This window comes from Murinocardiopsis flavida (genome assembly GCF_003014485.1).
Lineage (GTDB): Bacteria > Actinomycetota > Actinomycetes > Streptosporangiales > Streptosporangiaceae > Murinocardiopsis > Murinocardiopsis flavida.
This window is the reverse complement of sequence record NZ_PYGA01000071.1, coordinates 1-1,301: the sequence shown is the minus strand read 5'-3', so window position 1 is coordinate 1,301 and position 1,301 is coordinate 1. Positions and strand designations below refer to the sequence as shown.

The 1,301-nt window shown below is 59.7% G+C and carries 2 protein-coding genes; both read right to left on the bottom strand.

The annotated features are described in order from the left end of the window. Nucleotides 1–863 (bottom strand): beta-ketoacyl synthase N-terminal-like domain-containing protein (locus CLV63_RS33075; RefSeq protein WP_211301607.1); only part of this gene is annotated, 863 nt, incomplete at its 3' end. Between the two features lie 25 nt (nucleotides 864–888). Then, a partial coding sequence (locus tag CLV63_RS33070; protein ID WP_146165745.1) for an acyl carrier protein occupies nucleotides 889–1,301 on the bottom strand: 413 nt, incomplete at its 5' end.

Here is a 1,301-nt window from a genome sequence, read left to right as displayed (position 1 = left end):
ACCACCCCGCACCCCTCCGAGAACCCCGTCCCATCCGCATCCTCCGAAAACGCCTTACACCGCCCATCCACCGCCAACCCCCGCTGACGACTGAACTCGATGAAGACTTCGGGGTCACAACAAACAGACACTCCCCCGGCCAGTGCCATCGAACTCTCACCGCGACGCAGCGATTCACACGCCAGATGAATACCGACCAGCGACGACGAACACGCCGTATCCAGCGTTACCGCCGGCCCCTCCAAACCCAGAAAATAAGAAAGGCGTCCCGACATCACTGAAGTGGTATTTCCAGTGATAATGTAACCTTCGGTTTCCTCGCTCTGCCGACCAGCGACACTCCGATAGTCATTGGTGAACGATCCAATGAATACGCCGGTGGTGCTGCTTTTCAGGGAGTGAGGGTCGATCCCGGCGCGTTCGATCGCCTCCCAGGACACCTCCAGCAGCAACCGCTGCTGCGGATCCATCGCCCGCGCCTCACGCGGACTGATCCCGAAGAACCCAGCGTCAAACTCCGCCGCCCCGTGCAGGAACCCGCCCTTGGTCGTATAGCTCTTCCCCACCGCATCGGGCGACGGGTCATAGATCTCCCCCAGATCCCACCCCCGATCGCTCGGGAAATCGGAGATCCCCGACCCGCCCTCGGCCAGCATCCGCCAAAAGTCCTCCGGCGTCTCAACACCACCGGGCAAACGGCATCCCATACCGACGATCGCAACCGGCTCGCGTTCCCGAGACTCAAGCTCACGAATCCGCTGATTCGCATCCTGCAACTGTCCGGAGACTCGGCGCAGGTACTCAACGAGCTTTTCTTCGTTTGCCATGGTTGCACCTATTCTTGCCACGCCGATGGTGGACATTCAAGAAACGTGTTGACGCAGGTCTTTAAAGACCCTTGTCAATCAAGTCGAAGAGCTCTTCAGCGTCGGCACCTTGAATTTCCTTCTTAGGCGCGGAGCTTGACCCGCCGGTTTCCAGGACGTTGAGCATCGCACGCATCTTCGCGGTAATCGGAGAACTATCGGTCTCCTCGGTATTCATCTCATTCAGGAGCTCTTGAAGCTGATCGAGGACCTGGGTGATCTGATGCGCAGAGCTCTCGGTCTCCGGGGCCAGCTCACGAAGAATGTATTCCGCGAGTGCACCCGTTGATGGGTAATCGAAGAGAAGTGTGGGCGGAAGGGCGAGGCCTGTCGCGGCACGGAGTCGGTTGCGGAGTTCGATGGCGGTGAGGGAGTCGAATCCGAGTTCGGTGAAGGGGTGGTCGGGGGTGATGGTGTGGGGGGTTTCGTGGCCGA